Below are 20,423 nucleotides of genomic sequence, written 5' to 3'. Positions count from 1 at the left end.
AACATGCGACTGATCGAAGTCCCCGCCAAAACCGGCTACGTGTGGTTCCGCCAAGGCATCTGGCTGTTCCGCCGCAACCCGTTTGCGTTCCTCACGGTGTTCTTCGCCTATCTGTTCGTGATGACGCTGATCTCGCGCGTGCCGCTCGTCGGCCCGGTTCTGCCGCTCTTGTTCATTCCGGGCGTCGCGGTCGGCTTCATGGCGGCGTGCCGCAACACGATCGCGGGCAAGCCCGTCTGGCCGACCATCCTCGTCGACGGATTCCGCTCGTACGGCAGCATCGTCGCGCGCAGACTGCTCGCGCTGGGCGCGCTGTACATCGTTGCGATGGCGGTGATCTTCGCGGCGTCGGCGCTCATGGACGGCGGCACGCTGCTCGGCATCATGATGGGCAGTGGCCCGACCGGTGACCCGGAAACGGTCGCGGCGAGCTTCAGCCCGCTCGCCGTGCTCGTCGCGATGGCGTGCTATATCCCGGTCGCGATGCTTTTCTGGTTCGCGCCGATTCTCGTCGCGTGGCACGAGGTGCCGCCCGCGAAGGCGCTGTTCTTCAGCCTCGTGTCTTGCTGGCGCAATCGCGGCGCGTTCATCTATTACGGCGTACTTTGGATCGCCATCGCGCTCGCGGTGTCGTTCGGCCTGACCGCGCTGATGCAGGCGCTCGGCGCCGGCCAGGAAATGGCGCTGGCGGTGCTGATGCCGGCGTCCATCATCGTGACGACCGCCTTGTATTGTTCGTTCTACGCAACCTATCGCGGCTGCTTCGGCGTGCAGTCGCCCGACTCGCCGGACATCCCCGACGCCCCCGGCACGCCCAACGCCTGAACGCATGCCGCGCCCTGCGTACCGGAGCGTAGGAGCGCGGCGATCTCGCACGCTTACGCACTTCGCTGAACGCATACAGCGTTAGTTGAACGCGGTTCGATCGTCTGATCGCCACGCAAGCGGAAATGAAAATGCCAGCCCGAAGGCTGGCATTTCAGCATTACGTCAGTCCGAACACGCCGGGCCAATCGCTCAGTTCGACATCCACGACGGATGACGAACCTGCGCGCGCCGATCCAGTTTTTTCATACGATATTCGAGATCGTAGATATCCGTGGCTTCGGCAAGATAGGCGTCGTCGCGCTCGCGATCACGCTGGTCGGCGGACTTGGTAAGGAACAGGAAAATGCGGCTGAGCAGGAACATGGTGGGCCTCGCTTGAATACTGGGGTTACTACCTATGAAAGCGATTATAGGGTAATCCCTGATGCAACGCCAGCCCTGAATGCTAGAACGCTGATACTAAAGACTTAATTGCAACACTCGAAATGCCCGAAGGCCTACTCACGCTACGTATGCGTCGCGCGCCGTAGCGCTCGGACGCCGCTGGAACTTGAAAAACTCCCACATCAGCGCCGACGAATCCGGCCCCTTCGACGAGTGAAATGCGACGGTATCGTCGCCACCGGCCCATGAATGGCCGAGGCCGCGCACGATCGACGTCTTCACGACGCGGCGTCCGCTCTTGATATAGTCCGTCACGACGCCTTCCGAATGCGTCTCCTCGCGCGCCTCGCCTGCGCGGCGATTGCCTGCCGCATCGATGAAACCATTGAGCCGCAAGAATTGCTTCGTCAGTTGCTCGGCGTTGACGGCCGAGACGACCGAATCCAGTTCGCCATGCACGATGATGGCCGGCATGCCCGGATAGTCGCGGACATCGACCGCGGCGTCGATCAACGTGACCGGGTCGCTACGGCTGCCGCGACGCATCACGTCCATCGCGCCGATGGCCGAGCGCGCTTCGCCGAAGACCACGCCCGAATGCACGCCGACAGCGGCAAACACGTGGGGATAGCGCACGGCGAGCAGCGCCGCGAGTCCCGCTCCCGCGGACATGCCCGCGAGATACACACGTTCGCCGTCGAGGTCGTGCTGTTCGACCATCGCGTTCACCAGCGAAACGACCGACGCGGCCTCGCCGCCGCCTCCACCGCCCGAATCGTCATACCAGCGCCAACAACGATGCGCGTGATCGTGCTTCGACTGCTCCGGATAGAGCACGGCAAATCCGTATCGGTCTGCAAGCAGGTTGATGCGCGTCCCTTGCGCGAACTCGTCGGCGTTCTGCTTGCATCCGTGCAGCATCACCACGAGCGGCATCGGCTCGAAATCCGTTTTCGGGGGCAAATAAAGCGCATAGGACATGTGATTCACGAAGCGGCCGGACGTGGGCGGCGCCGAGTGGAACGACCGCGCCCATTTCCCGCGCGCCCAGGCGGACGCACGCGGACGCACGCGCGATTCGCGCATTGGCGGGCGTGCACTCGCGCCGGCGCGGGGCGCGCCCGCCGCCTTCGCGGCGGCGTTCGACTTCAGTTTCGGCTTGGCGGTCTTTGCGCGCGCGGGCTTGGCCGCTGCACGGGGCTTGGGTGCGCGAATCGCTTCCACTTGGCCGGCGACAAGGCGTCTCAAGCCGCGCAACCAGAGCTTGGTAAGGCTTTTCGACATCGGCTGGGTCCTCTACAAATATGCGATCAGATGGCGCGGCGAAAAACCGCGCCGGATTGTGCATTGCACAATAACACCAAATCGACCAGACGGCGTGCCTCCCGGTCTCACAAATCGAGATGAAATGTGAGCGGTTCGACGGAGAAATAAAATTTAAACGAAAGTTACGCGATGTAACGACCAAGACGCTTTAGGCAATGTCGCATAATTCAGTATGTTCCCACGCGTTATACTGCGGTGAAATTGCTCTGACATGTGTTTAGCGCTTCAGACAACGCTTCGCTGGCTCGGTCACTGCGGCACCGCCGCAACCCTTATTCCCAAGAACAACCATGAACGTGGATTTGCCTGTATCCGCCTGGATTTCCGTTACCGCCCTCGGCAGCGTTGGCGTCATGGGGCCCGTGGCGCTCATCGTCGCTGCATGGCTTGCGGTAGGCTACCGCTGGAAGTACGCCGGCGCGTGGCTCGCACTGCTCGGCGCGGCGAGCGGCCTCGTCGCGTTGAGCAAGATCGCGTTCATCGGCTGGGGAATCGGCGTGCGTCATCTGGATTTCACCGGCATCAGCGGACATGCGCTGATGTCCACGGCGGTGCTTCCGGTTGCGATCTTCGTCGCGCTCCTGCCCGCGCGCGGCGCAATACGCGCGGGGGGCGTCGCGATTGGCCTGTTGCTGGGCGTGTGGGTCGGCGCGTCGCGCGTCGTGCTCGATGCGCACTCGGTGTCGGAAGTGATCGCGGGCTGCGCGCTCGGCGCGGTGGTCGCGCTCGCGTTCGTGTGCATCGCGTGGCGTGCCGAGTCCGGCAAGCTCTCGCCGACGCCCGTCGCCGCGAGTCTCGCCGCGGTCGTGGTGGCCTTGCATGGCGTGCCGGTGCCGACGCAGCACTGGATCACTGAAATCGCACTCGGGCTGTCGGGCCACGAACGCCCGTACGTGCGGGCGAGCTGGAAGGCGAAGAGCTATCGCACGCCGGATCGCCGCACCGAACTTCGACCACCACCGCGCGCGGCCGCCTGACAGTGCGGCCGCGCGAAGTACGTGTCGCTCAGTCGTTCACGCCGATGATCACGCTCGACGCCTTGATCACCGCCACGGCCTTCTGACCCTGCGCGAGGCCGAGCGTGTCGGCGCTCTGATTGGTGATGATCGCGGTGACGGTCGTGCCGCCGTCGAGCGTCAGCGTCACTTCGGCATTCACCGCGCCCTTCGTCACGCTGGCGACCGTGCCGCGCAACTGATTGCGCGCCGACAGCTTCGCGTTCGTGTCTTCCATCAGCATGACCCACGACGCCTTGATGAGCGCGAACGCGTCGCCGCCTTCCTTCAGGCCGAGTGTCTGGGTGCTTTCGTGCGTGACGACCGCGACAATCACCTGACCGCCCGGCAGGCCGAGTTCGATTTCATCGTTGACCGCGCCGCGCGTGATTTTCGTCACCTTGCCGGCGAGCTGATTGCGTGCGCTTGTTTTCATTCCTAGTCTGCCAATCAATTGCCAGTCATGGGCGAAGCCTTCGATGGCCGCGCCCGCCCGTTCCAAAAACTTTCGATGCTCGCGTTCCACCGCGCAATACGTGTCGATGAGACGCAGCGCGGCGGGCGTGAGCGTCGTGCCGCCGCCGCCCCGGCCGCCCGTCGCGCGCATGACGAGCGTCTGGCCGGCGAGGTTGTTCATGGTATCGACTGCATCCCACGCGGCCTTGTAACTCATGCCGACGGCCTTCGCCGCGCCGGTAATCGAGCCCGAATCGCGAATCGCGGCCAGAAGCGCGATGCGCGCCGCGCCGCCGAGCGTCTCCGTGCCGCTTTTCAGCCACACGGAGCCGCCGAGTTTCAGCGGGTTGCGCACCTTTCGCGGTGCTGTTTTGGTCATGTATTACCTTGTGGGGACTTACTGAAACAATGTGTCGCATTATATCGATGACTCGATGCGCGGACGGTGTATCGAGCGAAGCAGCCGTTCGCCTTCCTGCGCATTCTTCATCGCCGACGCTACGCTCCACGCACGCGCGAAGCCGCGCTGGTAATCGCTGGCCTCGGGCATCGACGCAAGTCTGTCGGCGGCGACGGCCGCATCGTTCGCTTCGCCGAGCACGCCTTGTAGTTCGCCGAGCAGTCTCGCCGCCTCCTCGCGCGTGCGTCGCGACATCACCGAACGGAAGAATTCAAGCGTATACCGCAGCCGTTTCGCGTGGATGCGCACGCGATGGCGCTCGTGCGGGTCGAGCGTAGCGAGATCGGGCACGCGGGCGATGCGCTGGTAATCCTTGCGGATGCGCTTCTCGGCATAACTCACGAAGCGCGTCGGCGACGCGTCCTCCTGCGACGCGAAACGCACGAGCCATTCGACGAACGCGAGCGTGAGTCGAGCGTAGCGCTTCGACGCGAGCGCGTCACGCACCCGCTCTCGCGCGACGCGGCGTTTCGCGTCCGCGGCGGCGATGAGGTTCTGCCAGCGCCCGGCGCTGTCGTCGGACGCGGCGTAGGCGGGCAGGGTCTTGTCGGTGAAGACGTCCCAGTCGCGCGCATCGGCGAGGAGGTCACCGAACCACTTCAGATCAGGCGCGATGCGCGTGTTCCAGTCATCGTCGGCATAGCCGCGAAAAAGCTTCAGCAGCGTCTTCAGCCGCCGCTGCGCGACGCGCAACTGATGCACGTGCTCATCGCCGAGCGTCGCGCTGGAAGCGGCCGCGTTGCCGAACCAAATGGCGCACCGTGCGCAGCCTCGCGCTCGCCTGGATTCTGACGCTGCCGGTGTCGATCGTGCTCGCGGGTCTGCTGTTCCGGGCGTTCCGTGGGATGTTCTAAACCGCGTTTGGCGTCTCGGCACGGCGCGGATCGAAATCGAATCCGCGCCGTGCAAGTTTTGCCCAAGCCGCCTCGTTTCGCCTCTCCTTTTCGACAATCGGCCGTTCGCGCGTGCACGCCGCGATGACGCCGCGCGCCTTGTCCCGTGGACTTTCGGGCTCATTGGCACGGGCATTGCTCGATTCATGCCGTCGATTGCACGACTGATCGTGCCGGCGGCCATGAACCGCCGTCCCCCGGCGTATGACTGCCGATGGCAGTTGGGAGGCCGCGCCGGGCGCCGATCGTTCACGCGATCATTTGAACAAGGAGAAGTCGAATGACGATCGGAACCATTTTGCTGATCATCCTGATCCTGCTCTTGATCGGCGCTATACCTTCGTGGCCTCACAGCCGCAGCTGGGGCTATGGACCGAGCGGGATCGTCGGCATCGTGCTGGTCGTGGTGATCGTGTTGTTGCTGATGGGTCGGTTGTGACACTGCGCGGCTGCGTTTGGCCGCGAAAGAAAAGGGGCGCCCCCCGTTCGGCGCCCCTTTTTTATCTTTCTTGCTTCCTGTGAGTTCAGACCCGCATCACCTGCCCGTTCGGCTCGATCTTGCGCGGGATGACCGGCTCCGCCTGTTTGCGCGACGACGCCTTCGGACGCGCCGAGGTCGAAGGCTGTTGCATGGCGGCCTTGTCGGCGACCTGTTTCACCGGCGTCGCGCTCTTGCGCTTTTTCTTGGCCGCAGCCTGCGTGGACGCATGCGGCTTGCTCTTGCCCTTGACGGCCTGTGCTTCGGGAGGATTCCAGACTTCCGAGTAACGCTCGGCCGCGAAAAGCGACGACGAGCCGATCAGAAGAACGACGATCAGGAAAACGCGCTTCAAGAGATTCGCTCCAACGGTTAGTGGCCCGCTCCGCGCGAGAGGATGGCGTCGAGCGACTGCTCGGAAGTTTCCAGTTCGCGCAACGCGGCGTCGAGACGCTCGAGCGAGCGCGCGACGGACTGCCCGTTCTGCTCCAGCCCATGCTCGCCTCGCGTGGCGTCGAACGCGGCGTTGACCGCGCGCGTCGCGCGCATGAAACGTTCGAGTGCGGCAGCTTCGGGCGCGCGTGCGAGCGGTTCGTTGAGTGGGTTCATCGGCAAGCTCCTGTTGCAGACAAGCTGTACGAATATACAGTAAGCCGCCGTCGCGGCAAACAGGCGCCGGGCGGCGTGGTGAAAATGCCGAAGCGCGTCTTGACCCGGTGCGCAAGCTTCGTCTCTCGTCACGCGGCGGCATTTCGCCGCGGCTCTTGTGACGGCGCGTCTAGTTAAGTCGCACTTAATTCTCCGGGGACACACTCGCCTTGCGATCCGGCTCCTTTGCCGCCGTCCGCACCGGACGGCCGGCCCCCCAACGTGAGGAATACGCCATGTCCGCCAACACCGCCGCGCGTCGACGCCCCGCCAATCTCGCACCGACGCTGCGAAAGCAGTATGCGCTCACCCTGCGCGAGTGCCGTCTTTCCCTACCGGTCGAGCCGCCGTGGGGGCCTGCCTATCGAACGGTCGAGTGGGTGATGAAGAACGATGCGCGTGTGCAGCGCCGCGTACTTCCCGCCGATTGCACCGCGTCCCAGATCGCCGACGCGTTGCGTTCCCACGTGCCGGGCCGCCGCTACGGCCCCTCCGACGACGACGATTAAACCGGCGCTGTCAGCACGACGCTCATGACGTGCTTGCTTTAATCCAGATGTGGACTAATATGCATAACTAGTTCCTTTTGGAGACTTACTAACATGTCTACCGCCGCACGCGCCGCGCACGCATCGGCCGGCCATCCGGTGCCGCACCCGGCGCTGGATTCGAGCGATCTGTCCGCCGCCGGCCTGCGCGCGTTTTTCCGTATCGCCCAGGATTGGGATCTGTCGGCCGAAGATCAGATTACGCTGCTCGGCTCGCCCGGGCGCTCCACCTTCTTCAAATGGAAAGCTGCGCCGCACACCGCGCGCCTGGCGCGCGACACCCTGGAGCGCCTCTCGCTGATCCTCGGCATCTACAAGGCGCTGCAGATTCTTCTGCCCGATCCCAAAGCCGCCGACACCTGGGTCCGCCGCCCGAATTCGGCGCCACCCTTCGGCGGACGTCCGGCGCTCGATCGCCTGCTGGCGGGCAACATCAGCGACCTCGTCGCCGTGCGCCAATATCTCGACGCAATGCGAGGCGGCTGGGCGTGATGGGGATGGCATTCGGCAAGGACACATCGAACTGGCGCGAACAGTGGCCGCACGGTCTGCTCCACTGGTCGCCCGCCTATCGCGTGATTCCCACGCGTTTTCCCGCCGTCAATCTCTTCGACCGCGTGGCGTCGCCGCAAGATTTCGAAGCGCTCTACGTGCTCGAGGCGATGACCAACGACCGCCTGCGCACCGAAGTCGGCGAACTGGATCTCGTGCCGCCCGACGAACGCTGCTTCGGGCCGGGCTGCGGGCCGATCATGGCGGCGTTCACGCATCTGAACCCGACCGGCAGCCGCTTCTCCGACGGCAGCTACGGCGTGTTCTATTGCGGCCGCGAGCGTCAGACGGCCATCGCGGAAACGCGCTATCACGCCGGTCTGTTTCTCGCCGCGACGAACGAAGCGCCGCTGCGTCAGCAGATGCGTCTCTACACGGTGATGGCGCACGGCGATGTGGTCGATTTACGCGGCGATGCGATCGCGCAGTCGGGACTCGATCCGCGCATTCTCGCGCCGGACGACTACGGCCCGGGCAAGGCGCTCGGACGCGCGGTGCGCGCAGCGGGCGCGCCGGGCATCGCGTATCCGTCGGTGCGCGATCCGGACGGCGAATGCCTCGCCGCACTGCGCACGACGATGCTGCGCGATTGTCGTCACGCGGCGTATCTCGAATACAACTGGAACGGCGAGGCGATCGACTATGTGTTCGAGCTGAATCAGGTCGGCTGAGCGGGCAAACGTTTCACTTCCTTTAGCCGCCGCTTCAGCCGATCGCGACCGCCGTCTCCGTGCGCGTGCGCCCGAGCTTCTTCGACGCCGGGCGCGCGGCCTTCCCCGCCGGCTTCTTCGCGACGTGATCCAGCGCCTGAGCCGCCGCGCTCTTCCCGCTTCCCTTCAAAGCCCCCGCACGCGCCTTGCGGCTCGATTCCGTGAGCAGCCGGGTGAGACGCGCGTCGCTCGGCGCGGCGCCCTTGCGGTTCTTGCGCGCCGCCTCGCGCGTGCGCCGCTTCGCGTCCTTTTCGAGGAAGATCGCGAGCGCGGCTTCGTCGGTCTTGAGGCCGTTGCGGCGCGACGCGGGCAGCGCTTGCGCGAGTTCACCCGCCTCGAACGCCTCGATCACGGCGGGATGCACATAGCACTTGCGGCAGACCGCGGGCGTGTTGCGCAGCAGTTGGGCGACGTCCTTGATCGTGCCGACGATGTGCTTGCGCGCCTGAGTCACCGTCTCCCATTCGAGCTTCCTGAGCGCCGCAAGCGCGAACACGCTGCCCGCCCACGTGCGATAGTCCTTCGCCGTGAAATCCGCGCCGGTGATCTCGCGCAGGTAATCGTTGATGTCCGACGAACTCACGGCATGCCGCTCGCCGTCCGCATCGAGGTACTGGAACAGATCCTGGCCCGGCAGATCCATGCAGCGTTTGACGATGCGCGCGACCCTCGCGTCGCTCACGGCGACATCGTGCTCGATGCCGCTCTTGCCCCGGAACCGGAACCTCAGCGTTCCCGCCGATACTTTCAGGTGACGCTTTCTCAGCGTCGTCAGTCCGTACGAGCGGTTTTCGCGCGCGTACTCCTCGCTGCCGACGCGGATCAACGTCGTGTCGAGCAGGCGCACGACGGTGGCGAGCACCTTGTCGCGCGGCATGCCGTCGAGCGACAGATCGCGTGCGACGCGGGCACGCAGTTTTGGGAGCACCGCGGAAAACGCGAGCATGCGCTCGTACTTGTCGGCGTCGCGCGTTTCGCGCCATTTGGGGTGATAGCGATACTGCTTGCGCCCGCGCGCATCACGTCCGGTCGCCTGCAGATGGCCGCGCGGGTCGGGGCAAATCCACACCGCCGTGTAGGCGGGCGGGATCGCGAGCGCGTTGATGCGGCGAATCTCGGCTTCGTCGTCGATCCGCTTGCCCTGCGTATTGAAGTACGCGAACGCGCCGTCGATCCACTCACGCGTGTAGCCGCGCCGCGAATCGTCCATGTAGCGCAAGCCCGGCGGCAGGTCTTCGGGGCAACCTTGCGCGCCGCCTGCGGCATTGTCGCCGGCCCCGCCGCCGGTCTCGCTGCTCTTTTCTGTTCTCGCCACGGTGCGCCTCGCCCGATCCGCTTTCGCTTCGATGGCAAAGCATCGAGCAACGTACGTGCCGGAGGTTTCGGACACGCACGAGCACGGCGTCGGATCAGGGCAGCGTGAGCGCCGCCGCGCCTTCCGATGCGGCCCAGCGCTCTTTCACGGACCAGCGCTCGTCGGTGCCGGCCTGGACGATCGTGAGCCGCCCTTCCGGCGCGAACGCAGCCGTATCGATGAAAACCTGCGAGCCGATCTGCCGCACGGTTTTCATCGGCGTATGGCCGCAATACGTGGTCGACAAGCCGATTTGCCGCGACGGGTCCGCGTGGCCGAGCGCGAGGCCGCGGCCCCACAAAATCTGACTGCGTGCGTCCTCCGAGAATTCGGCGGCGTCGAGATCGGCGTCGCTGCCGAAGAACTCAGCGTGCAGCACGTTGAAGCGCCGCGCGCCCTCGCCGACGATGCGCACGAGCGGCAGCTTCTCGAGCCGCACGGCGAGCGCGGCGAGTTCGTCGTCGGTGAGCGTGTCGGCCCAGATGCCGCCGATCGCGTACCACGACTGACGCCGCATCGCGCCGGACGCGACCGACATCAGCGCATCCTCGTGATTGCCGAGCACCGGATAGAACCACGGCTTGTCGATGAGATCGACCGCCGCGAGCGAATCCGCGCCTCGATCGACGAGATCGCCGACGGAGAACAGACGATCCCGCTCCGCATCGAAGCCGATTTCGTGCAGCAGATAGCGCAGCGCGTCGACGCAGCCGTGCAGATCGCCGACCACGAAGTCGCGGCCGATGTCATTGGCAGGATGCCTGCATACGATAGGAAAGGTAGGATCGTCCATGCGCCGATGATAGCGCGGCTCAATGACGACGTGTGCGAGCTAAATCGCTTTTTCCGCCTGTCCAGAGGCCGTGCGAACACTCGTTACAGCCGCGTTACTCGCGCAATTGTCCGGCAAGTAAAAGCTGCTGATCGTGCTCATGGAACCACGCATTTATTGCGCGATTGCACGCAACCGCGCGACCGCCTTCGCATCGATCGTCGCGCGCGCGTCGCCGAACTGGCGCGTGACGTAACCGGCGAGATCGGCGATCTGCTCATCGGTGAATTGCGCGCCGAACGCGGGCATGAGCGCGTGGGCGTCGCGCGTGCGACGGTTCACGCCGTGCAGGATCACGAGCACGAGATTGCTCGCTGTCGACATGCCCAGCGCGCCGGTCACGCCGTCATGCACGAGCGATGGAAACGGCCCGCCGCCCTCGCCCGTCATGCCGTGGCAACTGGCGCACGCGGCCGCATAGAGCCGTGCGCCGTCCGTATCGGCCGACGTGAGATCGACGCGCGCCGCCTGACCGAAACTCGTGCGCACGCGCGCGTCCTTTATCGCGACCGGCGGCACGGCGCGCAGATACGCGATCATCGCGCGCGAGTCGGCGGGGCTCAGATACTGCGTGCTCGCGGACACGACTTCGGCCATCGGCCCGATGGCATGGGCGCGACCTGGCGCTGCGCCCGTCGACAGGAAGCGCAGCAGCTCGTCGTCGCGCCACGCGCCGATGCCCGATACGCGCTCCGGCGTCAGATTGCCCGCCTGCCAGCCCGCGACCGTCGCGCCGGAGAGCCGCTCGCCGTTTTTCAGACCCCCGAGCCGGTTGCGCGGCGTGTGGCATTCGCCGCAATGCCCGAGTCCTTCGACGAGATACGCGCCGCGATTCCACTCGGCGCTCTTCGACGCATCGTGCACGAAGCGTCCCGGCGTGAAGTTGAAGAGATTCCAGAGCACCATCAGCCAGCGCTGATCGAATGGAAACGAGAGCGTGTTGCGCGGCGTCGCGGCGCGCACGGGCGGCAAGGTTGCGAGATACGCGCGCATCGCGAGGACATCGGCGTCGGAAAGCAGCGTGTAGGCCGCATACGGAAACGCGGGATACAGCCGTTCGCCATGCCTGCCGATGCCCTCGCGCATCGCACGGATGAACTGCGCGTCGGTCCATGCGCCGATGCCCGTCTCGCGGTCGCTCGTGATGTTCGGCGCGAACACGTCGCCGAACGGCGTCGCGATCGCGCGGCCGCCCGCGAACGGCCGCGCGGGATCGGCGGTATGGCAGGTCACGCAGCCGCCCGCGCGCACGAGGTATTCGCCTGGCGCGCCGTTCTGCGCCTGGGCCGTGAACGCGCAGCACATGGCGAAGAGCGCCGCGGCCAGCATCGACCTCATCGCAGCGACGCTTCGATCGCGCCCGCGAGCCGCAGCGACAGCGCCGCGATCGTCAGCGTGCAGTTGACCGAGCCGCCCGCCGGCATCACCGCGCTTCCGGCGATGAACAGATTCGGATGATCGTGCGCGCGGCAATCGGCATCGACGACGGAAGCGGCCGGATCGCGGCCCATGATCGCCGTGCCCATCATGTGGCTGCTGGCGTCGAACGTATCGTCGTATTCGATCTCGCTGCCCTCGAAAATCCCGGCGATGCGCGCGAACTGCGCGCGCGTGTCGGCGGCGCTCTTGCGCACGTAGTCGTCGATCGAATACACGATCTCCGGTCGCGGCAAGCCGAGCGCGTCCTTCTGCGCCGACAGCATCACGCGATTCGCGCCCGACGGCAGTTGCTCGTGAAAGCTGCCAAACGTGAGCCTGCGCGCGCATTGCTCGCGAATCTGCCGGTCGAGCTCGCCGCCCGACAGCCCTTTGCCGAGCAGTTTCCACGTGACGGCGAGCGTCGGCGCGGCGTTCGACACATGCAGCTTCTTCGCCGACTGCTGCGCGCGAAACGGCCCGTCGCGGAAATCGACGATCGAGCTCATCTCGACCGGGCCGCGCCCCGGCCACAACGCCTCGTTCGCGAGAAAGCTGACGCTCGTGCCGGGATGATCCATCAGATTGCGCCCGACCTGATCCGAGCCATTGGCGATGCCCTTCGGATAGCGCGCCGACGCCGACATCAGCAGCAGCTTGGGCGTCTCGATGCCGTTCGCCGCGATCACGAAGCGCTTGCCCGTCACGCGCGTCGACAGGCCGTTCGGGTCCTTGAAGTGGATCGCGGCGATCTCCCCGCGATCGTTCGCCTCGATGCGATAGGCGACCGCCTGCGCGATGAGCGTCGCGCCCGCGCGCTCGGCTTTCTCGGCGTGCGACGCAGCGCAATAGAGCGCGCCGATCGGGCAGATGGGCATGCAACTGTTGTTGCCGCAGCAGGCGGGGCGCGCGTCGTAGGGACGGCTGTTGCGCGCCATCGGCTCGGGCACCACGCGATACGACTGCGCGCCGAGCACGTCGGCGACGCGGCGGTCCATCCAGGAGAGCGGCAGCGCGTCCATCGGATACGGCGTCGAGCGCGGCGAGCCGAGGTCGATGTCCGGGCCCGCCACGCCCAGCTCGGTTTCGGCCTGACCGTACCAGGGTTCGAGCGTGTCGTAGGAAAACGGCCAGTCGCGCCCGACGCCGTACAGCGATTTCACCCGGAAATCCGCGGGCAGAAGCCGCCACGCGGCGCCCGCCCAGTGCCACGTCGTGCCGCCGACGAGCCGCAGGTATTGCGGCCGATACGGCGTGTCGCCGCGATCGATCAGATACGCGCCGGGATTCATCGGTTCGGGACGCGGCGCGTGACGCGCGAGCGGATACGGCGCGCTGAGATCGCGCTTGTCGGCGGCGCGCCTGAAGTTCTCGACGATCTGCCAGCGCGACAGCCGCGGCCCGGCTTCGAGCAGGATCACCGACGCGCCCGCCTTCGCCAGCCGATACGCGACGAGACTGCCCGCCACGCCCGACCCGACGACCACCACGTCCGCCGAAGTGGAACCCGCCATGCGCGTGCCTTTGTCCTTTGTGCGCCGCGTGGAACGCCGTTCAGGGCTTGCGCGCCCAGTCGGCCGGCTCGCCGCGGCAGTATGAGGGAATGGTGAGCATGTCGCCGACCGGATCGAACATCAGTGCGCGTTCGTACGCAACGACCTCGGCATGCGGCGGTCCGCCGACGACGCCGAGATACCACGCGCGCATCACCGCGCGCACGGTTTTCGCGAGCGCGGGGCGCGTAGCGTCGAGCGCGGCGATGATGACGTCGCTCGGCGTGCCGCCGTGCGTCGCGATCCATTGCTCGAGCGAGGCGATGTTCGCGGGGAAATCGGCGTCGTGCCGGACAAGCGCCGCATGTACGCGTTCCGCGAAAAGCGGATCGAAGCTCGCGCGGCCGGTGAGTTTCATCGATACGGCGAGAAAGGTGTCGAACCCGGACGTTCGCGCCGGTTGCGCGCGCGCCGGCATGAACGCCCACACGATGGAGGCGCACGCGCCACCCACGATTCCCCGCCGCATCACGAACGACATGCGCTCTCCTCAGCTTGCTGAAAGGCTAAAAGGCAATAATCGCGAGCATCGAGCGAGACTGCCTCTCATGCGGACAAAAACGAAATGAAGCACTTCCTCCCGCCCGTCCTGCGCACTCGGCCGCGCGCCCTGATCGGCCTGCTGATTGGTTGCGTCATCGCCGCTTTGGTTCCGGCGCACGTGCGGCCGGCGGCGCGCGCGCTGATCGGCTGGGACGCGGCGGTGTGGCTTTATCTCGCGCTGATCTGGCTCAAGATGGCGACCGCGCACCAGAGCGACGTGCAGGCGCTCGCCGAGCGCGAAGACGAAAACGCCGCGACGGTGCTGATGGTCGTGAGCGTCGCGGCGATCGCGAGCATCGTCGCGATCGTCGTCGAACTCGCGGCGGCGAAGAGCCTCGGCACGAGAGCCTTGCCGAACTATCTGCTGACCGCCGCGACGATGCTCGGCGCCTGGTTCCTCATCCCGACGATGTTCACGCTGCACTACGCGCGGCACTATTATCAGTCGCCGGAGAACGCTCCCGCGCTACGGTTTCCCGACAAACATCTGAAGCCCGGCTACTGGGACTTCCTCTACTTCTCCTTCACGATCGCCGTCGCGTCGCAAACCGCCGATATCTCGCTCGGCTCGACGTCCGCGCGCCGCACCGCGCTCGCGCAAGCGGTGATGTCGTTCTTCTTCAACCTCGCCGTGCTTGGCCTCTCCATCAATATCGCCGCGAGCATGGTCGGCGGCTGAAACTACGCTGTCACGCGCGCTCCATAAGCTCATGACTTACGCCGTGTAAAAACGCGGCGCGCGCTGCGGTCAGTTTTACACGCGGCACGTCCGTGCCATTTCGTGTTTGCCGGACGCGTGCGCGCCGGTGCTTCTACTCCATGCGCGGCCATGAACGTGCTGCAACGCGCACGCGACCCTCGCTGTGGCACGTCGATTGCTGCAATGCGCCAGCCCATTCAGACGAAATCCCGATCAGCGCTCGCATGCGCGGCTCTCCGCCGCGCGTTTTTGCTTCCACAGGAGCTCCATTTTGCCTTTGAATGTTTTGCTGGTCGCCTCCGAAGCCGTCCCGCTCGCCAAGACCGGCGGACTCGGCGATATGGTCAGCGCCTACGCCGTCGCGCTGCGCCAAGCCGGCGTCGATGCAACGATTCTGCTTCCCGCGTATCCGAACGCAGTCGCCCAAGCGGAAGGGCTGAGCCAGGTCGGCACGCTCAAAGGCCTGCCTGGCGGCGACGCGACGCTGTTGCGCGGCCGCATGCCCGGCAGCGGCGTGCCCGTGCTGCTGCTGCGCTGCGACACGCTCTTCGCGCGCACCGGTCTGTATCAGGACGCGCAAGGCCGCGACTATACGGACAACGCGATCCGCTTCGCGACCCTTTCGGCTGCCGCGGTCAGGATCGCTCAAGGCGTGCGCGGCGTGAAGAAGCCGGACATCGTTCATGCGCACGACTGGCATACGGGCCTCACGCCGCTGCTGATGAAGCATGCAGGCGTGCACGCGAAGAGCGTCTTCACGATCCACAATCTCGCATTCCAGGGCAACTACGCGCTCGCGCTTGGTGCGTCGCTCGGCGTGCCCGAGAAGTGGCTCGTGCATGCGTTCAGCGATCCGCAGAGCATCGAGTTCTATGGCGCGTTGAGTCTGATGAAAGCGGGCATCGTGCACGCGGATCGCGTCACGACCGTCTCCGAAACCTACGCGCGCGAAATTCTCACGCCGCGCTTCGGCCATCTGATGGAAGGCGTGCTGCAAAGCTGCGCCGACAAGCTGTCGGGCGTCGTCAACGGCATCGATGAATCGACGTGGAATCCCGCCGCCGATCCGCTCATCGAACGCAACTATTCGTTCGACGATATGCGGGGCAAGCACGCCTGCAAGCGCGCGCTGCAACGACGGTTCGGCCTGCCAGCCGATCCGTTCGCGCCGCTCATGGCGATCGGCAGCCGCATGACCGGGCAGAAGCTCGCCGATGTCGTGCTCGACGCGCTGCCGCGTCTGCTGCAAAAACATCCGCGCCTGCAACTGGCGGTGATCGGCAAGGGCGAAGGGTATATCGAGGCGGGCTTCAGGAAGCTCGCGCAGGCGTGGCCCGATCGCGTGGGCGTGCATATCGGCTATGACGAACGCCGCGCGCATGCCCTGCACGCGGGCGCGGACATTCTTCTGCACGCAAGCCGCTTCGAGCCCTGCGGCCTCACGCAGATGTACGCGATGCGCTACGGCACGCTGCCGGTCGCGTCGCGCGTGGGCGGTCTCGCCGATACGATCGTCGACGCGGCGCAAGAAGCGGGTCATGTCGCGCATGAGGTATTGCGTCCGTCGATGATGCTGCGCGACGGCACGCACGACATGCCGATCCCGTCGCGGCCCGCGCGGCGCGACATGCGCGTGCCCACCGGCTTCCTCTTCGAAGGCGAACAGATCGGCGATATCGTCGACGGCGCGAGCCGCGCGATCGATGCGTACATGCGACCGCAAGTCTGGCGCGCGCTGCAGCGCAACGCGATGTCCTGCGATTTCGGATGGAACGAAGCCGTGACGAAGATGGTCGCACTGTACGTCGGCCTCACCGACGCGCGCCCGAGCCGCACCGCTCTGCGCATGCGCCGCGTGCCCGATGTCATGCAGACGCCCGTGCCGCTGCCCGTGCGCGGCCGGGGTGCGCACACGCTCGTGCGCACTGCCTGAGCATGACTGCCTCAGTTGCTCCATAGTATTGCCTTGATGAAAGCGCAGAGCCGGGCACACGCCGGGCGCGGCACGCAACGTGCTGCCTCGCCCCGTGCGGTGCCCTGAAGGAAATCACTTGGGGACCGCGGCGCCCACCGGAGCGCGAAGCAGCGCTCGATGCACGGTGCATCGCGAAATGCGGCCAGGCAGGCGTCGGTGATTCGAACGGCGCCCGGGTGTAATCTGAGTTCCGCCTGAAGTCCGCGCGTGGTCCCTCACGTGCGAACCGGCTCTTCAGCCAGTTTGGCCCGTGAGCGTGATCGCGATCGATGCTCGCATCCCCGCCACCGCAGGACGACTCTGGAAAAGACGAACGATGGAAAACCATCAAGCTCATCATGCGTATGCGCCACGTATCTACTTCATCGACCCACTGCTCGTCGGACCGCTCGCGAACTGGCCCGCCCAGTTCGAGCATGCGGCCGGCCTCGGCTTCGATCACGTCCTGATCGGATCGCCGTTCGTGCCCGGCAGCAACGGGCATCGCGAAGCCGTCGCGGATCATCATCGGCTGCATCCCGTGTTCGAATTCGACGGGAACGCATCCGACGGCCTGCGCAAGCTCGCCGACGCCGCGAAGAAGCACAAGCTCACGCTGCTCGTCGATATCGTGATCGACCGCGTGAGCGCCGAAGGCGGCCTCTATCAGGACAACAAGCAGTGGTTCCAGCCTTTCGAGAGCGCCGACGCGCGGCTCGATCCGCGCAAGCCGCCGCGTCAGCGCGACGTCGCGCGGGCGAATTTCGCCGATGGCGAGGCCGCGCATCATCTGACCGAGTGGTGGGCGCGTGAGCTGAGCGCGCTCGCCGATGCGGGCGTCGGCGGCTTTCGCTTCGATGCGCCGCACGCGGTGCCCGCGCACGTATGGCGCAGGCTCGGCGCGGCGGTGCGCGAGAAGCATCCGGAGACGCGCTGGCTCGCGTGGACCGTCGGTGTCACGCGACACGACCTGCATGGTCTGGCCGATGCCGCGTTCGACGCCGTGTTCACATCGACACGCTGGTGGGACTTCAAAAGCGCGTGGCTCATCGACGAGCACGCGGCGCTCACGCGCATCGCCTCGCCGATCGCGTTCCCGGAAGATCCGTTCGGCGCGCGGCTCATCAGCGATCTGTCGGACACGAGCGACACCGCGCTCGTCGAGCGGGCCTACACGCGCGCGCTCGACACGGCCGCCGCACTCGGCACCGGCCTCCTGGTGCCGATGGGTTTCGAATACGGCGTCGGCCTGCCGATGTCGCCGCAATACGGCGTCGCCGCCGAATACGAGCGCGCCAGGAACGAAAAGCGCATCGATCTCACGGCGCGCATCCGGCGCGCGAACGACCTGCAGCGCAATATCGGCACGCTATCGAGCGTCGGCGAACTGCGCGCGCTGACGGGCGCCGGCACGCCGTACGCGGCGCTCATCCGCGCGGACGGCGGCGATCTGCGCCATAGCCAGAACGCGGTGCTCGCGATTGTCAATCCCGATCTGGTCGCGCCGGTGCATGTCGATACCCTGCATCTGCTCGAATCGGTGCCGGGCAACTACACGCGCTTCGCGCTCATCGACGATGCGATGGGCAAGGCCGAACGTCTCGCGCCATTCACGCTGAAGGCGGGCGAAGTGCGCCTCTTCCGCGCGGAAGCCGAGCCGTACATCCTGCTCGCGCAGCCGCAGGTCAAGCGCGGTGCGAAGGCCGCCGACAAGAAGGCGGTCGCCGATGCGATCATGGCGCCGCGCGTGTCGATCGAAAGCGTGACGCCTTCGGTCGATCACGGGCGCTTTCCGGCGAAGCGCATCGTCGGCGAGGCGGTCGAGATTCAGGCGGCGATCTTCGCCGAAGGCCACGACAAGATCGCCGCTTCGGTGCAATGGCGCGCCGCCGATGAAACCGAGTGGCACGAAGCGCCGATGCGCGCCGTGCAGCCCGCCGGCCTCGATCTGTGGAGCACGCGCATTCCGCTCGAACGCGTGGGCCGTCACGAGTTCGTCGTGATGGCGTGGCGCGACGATTACGCGTCGCTCGTCGATCACATGCAGAAGAAGCTGAAGGCGAACCAGACGGTCGAGCTCGAAATCGAGGAAGCGAAGCATCTGTTCGCGCTGATCCTCGCGGAAGTCAAGACCGCCGACGACGCCGATTCCGACAGCAAGCCGCTCGAAAAGATCGTCAAGGAATTCACGAAGGCCGATGACGCGCGCAAGCTCGAACTCGTGCTGGCCGCCGCGACCGCCAAGGCCGTCGCGGCGGCGCGGCACCGCCCGTTCCTGTCGCGTGATCCTGTCGTGTACCGCATCGATTCGGAACGTGCGGCCGCGCGTTTCGCGAGCTGGTACGAAATCTTCCCGCGCTCCATGAGCGATGACGTGAATCGTCACGGCACGTTCATCGACGTGATCGGCAAGATGCCGCGCATCCGCGAGATGGGCTTCGACGTGCTGTACTTCCCGCCGATCCACCCGATCGGCGTCGCGAACCGCAAGGGCAAGAACAACACGCTGACCGCGCAGCCGGGCGATGTTGGCAGTCCCTATGCGATCGGCGGCAAGGAAGGCGGGCACGATGCGCTGCATCCCGAACTCGGCAATTTCGATGACTTCAGGCGCATGCTCGACGCGGCGCACGAGCATGGCCTCGAAATAGCGCTCGACTTCGCGGTGCAATGCTCGCCCGATCATCCGTGGCTGAAGGAACATCCGACGTGGTTCGCATGGCGTCCCGACGGCACGCTGCGTTATGCGGAGAATCCGCCGAAGAAGTATCAGGACATCGTGAATCCGGACTTCTATGCACAGGACGCGAAGCCGGATTTGTGGCTCGCATTGCGCGACGTGTTCCTGCACTGGATCGCGGCGGGCGTGCGCATCTTCCGCGTCGACAATCCGCATACGAAGCCGTTTCCGTTCTGGGAATGGGTGATCGGCGACGTGCGCGCGCGCCATCCCGACGTGATCTTCCTCGCCGAAGCGTTCACGCGTCCGCGCGTGATGAACCGTCTCGCGAAGCTCGGCTTCTCGCAGTCGTACACGTACTTCACGTGGCGCGAAAGCAAGCGCGATTTTCAGGAGTACATGCACGACCTCACGCAGACCGACGCGAAGGAATTCTTCCGCCCGAACTTCTTCGTGAACACGCCGGACATCAATCCGCGCTTTCTGCAAAGCTCGGGGCGTCCTGGCTTCGTGATTCGCGCGGCCTTGGCGGCGACGCTGTCGGGGCTGTGGGGCGTGTATAGCGGCTTCGAGCTCTGCGAGTCCGCCGCGCTGCCGAACAGCGAAGAGTATCTGGACTCCGAGAAATACGAACTGAAGGCGTGGGACTGGAACCGGCCCGGCAACATCGTGACCGAGATCACGGCGTTGAATCGCATACGCCGCGCGAATCCCGCGTTGCAGACGCATCTCGGCGTGAACTTCCTGCCCGCGCATAACGATCACATCCTGTTCTTCGAGAAGGCGAACGCGTCGCGCGACAACGTCGTGCTCGTCGCGATCAATCTCGATCCGTTCAACGAGCAAGGCGCGGATATCGACTTGCCGTGGCAGACGCTCGAACGCTGGGGCGTGCATGAATGGGACGCCGTCGCGGTGGAGGATCAGGTGACGGGCGAACGCTTCGAATGGCGCGGACGGCGTCAGCATGTGCGGCTCGATCCGCATTCGCTGCCGTTCGCGATCTGGCGCATTTCACCGACATGGGGCTTGCCGAAGCCGCATCCCGAGAACGAGGCGTGATCCGTCGACGTACAAAAAGCACACCGAGAACATTGGAGCGAAACCGTGGAT

Annotated in this window: 20 protein-coding genes; 9 read left to right on the top strand and 11 right to left on the bottom strand. The window is 65.7% G+C overall.

The genetic code is table 11. The annotated features are described in order from the left end of the window. Positions 1–3: 3 nt before the first annotated feature. Positions 4–825, top strand: a complete 822-nt coding sequence (locus AWB75_RS26930) for a BPSS1780 family membrane protein (protein ID WP_061127080.1) — start codon at positions 4–6, stop codon at positions 823–825. A 192-nt stretch (positions 826–1,017) separates the two neighbouring features. Here the strand turns inward: AWB75_RS26930 and AWB75_RS26925 are convergent, their stop codons facing one another. Both AWB75_RS26925 and AWB75_RS26920 read right to left on the bottom strand, forming a co-directional pair. After that, positions 1,018–1,191: a DUF3563 family protein gene (locus AWB75_RS26925; protein ID WP_087086880.1), complete on the bottom strand. Its 174-nt coding sequence runs from the start codon at positions 1,189–1,191 to the stop codon at positions 1,018–1,020. Between the two features lie 138 nt (positions 1,192–1,329). Beyond that, positions 1,330–2,496, bottom strand: a complete 1,167-nt coding sequence (locus AWB75_RS26920; RefSeq protein ID WP_061127079.1) for an extracellular catalytic domain type 1 short-chain-length polyhydroxyalkanoate depolymerase — start codon at positions 2,494–2,496, stop codon at positions 1,330–1,332. A gap of 332 nt (positions 2,497–2,828) precedes the next feature. On the opposite strand from AWB75_RS26920, the gene AWB75_RS26915 reads away from it, so the two are divergent. Continuing rightward, on the top strand, positions 2,829–3,515 hold the full coding sequence (locus tag AWB75_RS26915; RefSeq protein ID WP_061127078.1) for a phosphatase PAP2 family protein: 687 nt from the start codon (positions 2,829–2,831) through the stop codon (positions 3,513–3,515). A gap of 28 nt (positions 3,516–3,543) precedes the next feature. Here AWB75_RS26915 and AWB75_RS26910 read toward each other — a convergent pair whose 3' ends face one another. Both AWB75_RS26910 and AWB75_RS26905 read right to left on the bottom strand, forming a co-directional pair. Further along, entirely contained in the window at positions 3,544–4,368 is an 825-nt protein-coding gene (locus AWB75_RS26910; RefSeq protein WP_061127077.1) for a TOBE domain-containing protein, read from the bottom strand. Positions 4,369–4,407: 39 nt separating this feature from the next. Next, the gene (locus AWB75_RS26905) at positions 4,408–5,202 is read right to left on the bottom strand and encodes a CHAD domain-containing protein (RefSeq protein ID WP_327219902.1); all 795 of its coding nucleotides are present in this window, start codon (positions 5,200–5,202) and stop codon (positions 4,408–4,410) included. 420 nt (positions 5,203–5,622) lie between these two features. Between AWB75_RS26905 and AWB75_RS26900 the strand changes: the two genes are divergently transcribed. After that, on the top strand, positions 5,623–5,781 hold the full coding sequence (locus AWB75_RS26900) for a DUF3309 family protein (protein WP_041731911.1): 159 nt from the start codon (positions 5,623–5,625) through the stop codon (positions 5,779–5,781). An 85-nt stretch (positions 5,782–5,866) separates the two neighbouring features. Here AWB75_RS26900 and AWB75_RS26895 read toward each other — a convergent pair whose 3' ends face one another. Both AWB75_RS26895 and AWB75_RS26890 read right to left on the bottom strand, forming a co-directional pair. Continuing rightward, positions 5,867–6,175, bottom strand: coding sequence for a hypothetical protein (locus AWB75_RS26895; protein WP_061127076.1), 309 nt, complete (start codon positions 6,173–6,175; stop codon positions 5,867–5,869). 17 nt (positions 6,176–6,192) lie between these two features. Continuing rightward, positions 6,193–6,429: a hypothetical protein gene (locus AWB75_RS26890; RefSeq protein WP_061127075.1), complete on the bottom strand. Its 237-nt coding sequence runs from the start codon at positions 6,427–6,429 to the stop codon at positions 6,193–6,195. A gap of 275 nt (positions 6,430–6,704) precedes the next feature. On the opposite strand from AWB75_RS26890, the gene AWB75_RS26885 reads away from it, so the two are divergent. From AWB75_RS26885 to AWB75_RS26875, 3 genes are all read left to right on the top strand, one after another. Beyond that, positions 6,705–6,977, top strand: coding sequence for a DUF2866 domain-containing protein (locus AWB75_RS26885; RefSeq protein WP_087086878.1), 273 nt, complete (start codon positions 6,705–6,707; stop codon positions 6,975–6,977). A 93-nt stretch (positions 6,978–7,070) separates the two neighbouring features. Further along, a complete protein-coding gene (locus AWB75_RS26880) occupies positions 7,071–7,508 on the top strand; it encodes an MbcA/ParS/Xre antitoxin family protein (RefSeq protein ID WP_061127074.1) in 438 nt (145 codons plus the stop codon). 5 nt (positions 7,509–7,513) lie between these two features. Beyond that, complete coding sequence (locus AWB75_RS26875; protein ID WP_061127073.1) at positions 7,514–8,239, top strand: RES family NAD+ phosphorylase; 726 nt, start codon at positions 7,514–7,516, stop codon at positions 8,237–8,239. A 34-nt stretch (positions 8,240–8,273) separates the two neighbouring features. Here AWB75_RS26875 and AWB75_RS26870 read toward each other — a convergent pair whose 3' ends face one another. The 5 genes from AWB75_RS26870 to AWB75_RS26850 form a co-directional block, all read right to left on the bottom strand. Further along, a complete protein-coding gene (locus AWB75_RS26870; RefSeq protein ID WP_061127072.1) occupies positions 8,274–9,593 on the bottom strand; it encodes a DNA topoisomerase IB in 1,320 nt (439 codons plus the stop codon). A gap of 94 nt (positions 9,594–9,687) precedes the next feature. Continuing rightward, complete coding sequence (locus AWB75_RS26865) at positions 9,688–10,425, bottom strand: metallophosphoesterase (protein ID WP_061127071.1); 738 nt, start codon at positions 10,423–10,425, stop codon at positions 9,688–9,690. Positions 10,426–10,578: 153 nt separating this feature from the next. Further along, entirely contained in the window at positions 10,579–11,802 is a 1,224-nt protein-coding gene (locus tag AWB75_RS26860) for a cytochrome c (protein WP_061127070.1), read from the bottom strand. Next, complete coding sequence (locus AWB75_RS26855; protein WP_061127069.1) at positions 11,799–13,394, bottom strand: GMC family oxidoreductase; 1,596 nt, start codon at positions 13,392–13,394, stop codon at positions 11,799–11,801. Before AWB75_RS26855 ends, AWB75_RS26860 begins: the two co-directional genes overlap by 4 nt. A gap of 40 nt (positions 13,395–13,434) precedes the next feature. Continuing rightward, the gene (locus AWB75_RS26850) at positions 13,435–13,914 is read right to left on the bottom strand and encodes a sugar dehydrogenase complex small subunit (protein ID WP_061127068.1); all 480 of its coding nucleotides are present in this window, start codon (positions 13,912–13,914) and stop codon (positions 13,435–13,437) included. Positions 13,915–13,998: 84 nt separating this feature from the next. On the opposite strand from AWB75_RS26850, the gene AWB75_RS26845 reads away from it, so the two are divergent. The 3 genes from AWB75_RS26845 (at position 13,999) to AWB75_RS26835 (ending at position 20,372) form a co-directional block, all read left to right on the top strand. Further along, complete coding sequence (locus tag AWB75_RS26845) at positions 13,999–14,655, top strand: DUF1345 domain-containing protein (RefSeq protein WP_061127067.1); 657 nt, start codon at positions 13,999–14,001, stop codon at positions 14,653–14,655. A gap of 292 nt (positions 14,656–14,947) precedes the next feature. Beyond that, complete coding sequence (gene glgA, locus AWB75_RS26840) at positions 14,948–16,609, top strand: glycogen synthase GlgA (protein WP_061127066.1); 1,662 nt, start codon at positions 14,948–14,950, stop codon at positions 16,607–16,609. Positions 16,610–16,967: 358 nt separating this feature from the next. Further along, a complete protein-coding gene (locus AWB75_RS26835; protein ID WP_087086876.1) occupies positions 16,968–20,372 on the top strand; it encodes a maltotransferase domain-containing protein in 3,405 nt (1,134 codons plus the stop codon). Positions 20,373–20,423: the final 51 nt, after the last annotated feature.

Source organism: Caballeronia catudaia (genome assembly GCF_001544755.2).
GTDB classification, from domain to species: domain Bacteria; phylum Pseudomonadota; class Gammaproteobacteria; order Burkholderiales; family Burkholderiaceae; genus Caballeronia; species Caballeronia catudaia.
This window is presented reverse-complemented; position numbering and strand designations above follow the sequence as displayed.

Bases quoted from the DNA above. Each gene is read 5' to 3' on its own strand.
- AWB75_RS26930 (WP_061127080.1), top strand. From the start codon at position 4: ATGCGACTGATCGAAGTCCCCGCCAAAACCGGCTACGTGTGGTTCCGC.
- AWB75_RS26925 (WP_087086880.1), bottom strand. From the start codon at position 1,191: ATGTTCCTGCTCAGCCGCATTTTCCTGTTCCTTACCAAGTCCGCCGAC.
- AWB75_RS26920 (WP_061127079.1), bottom strand. From the start codon at position 2,496: ATGTCGAAAAGCCTTACCAAGCTCTGGTTGCGCGGCTTGAGACGCCTT.
- AWB75_RS26915 (WP_061127078.1), top strand. From the start codon at position 2,829: ATGAACGTGGATTTGCCTGTATCCGCCTGGATTTCCGTTACCGCCCTC.
- AWB75_RS26910 (WP_061127077.1), bottom strand. From the start codon at position 4,368: ATGACCAAAACAGCACCGCGAAAGGTGCGCAACCCGCTGAAACTCGGC.
- AWB75_RS26900 (WP_041731911.1), top strand. From the start codon at position 5,623: ATGACGATCGGAACCATTTTGCTGATCATCCTGATCCTGCTCTTGATC.
- AWB75_RS26890 (WP_061127075.1), bottom strand. From the start codon at position 6,429: ATGAACCCACTCAACGAACCGCTCGCACGCGCGCCCGAAGCTGCCGCA.
- AWB75_RS26885 (WP_087086878.1), top strand. From the start codon at position 6,705: ATGTCCGCCAACACCGCCGCGCGTCGACGCCCCGCCAATCTCGCACCG.
- AWB75_RS26880 (WP_061127074.1), top strand. From the start codon at position 7,071: ATGTCTACCGCCGCACGCGCCGCGCACGCATCGGCCGGCCATCCGGTG.
- AWB75_RS26875 (WP_061127073.1), top strand. From the start codon at position 7,514: ATGGCATTCGGCAAGGACACATCGAACTGGCGCGAACAGTGGCCGCAC.
- AWB75_RS26865 (WP_061127071.1), bottom strand. From the start codon at position 10,425: ATGGACGATCCTACCTTTCCTATCGTATGCAGGCATCCTGCCAATGAC.
- AWB75_RS26860 (WP_061127070.1), bottom strand. From the start codon at position 11,802: ATGAGGTCGATGCTGGCCGCGGCGCTCTTCGCCATGTGCTGCGCGTTC.
- AWB75_RS26855 (WP_061127069.1), bottom strand. From the start codon at position 13,394: ATGGCGGGTTCCACTTCGGCGGACGTGGTGGTCGTCGGGTCGGGCGTG.
- AWB75_RS26850 (WP_061127068.1), bottom strand. From the start codon at position 13,914: ATGTCGTTCGTGATGCGGCGGGGAATCGTGGGTGGCGCGTGCGCCTCC.
- AWB75_RS26845 (WP_061127067.1), top strand. From the start codon at position 13,999: ATGAAGCACTTCCTCCCGCCCGTCCTGCGCACTCGGCCGCGCGCCCTG.
- AWB75_RS26835 (WP_087086876.1), top strand. From the start codon at position 16,968: ATGGAAAACCATCAAGCTCATCATGCGTATGCGCCACGTATCTACTTC.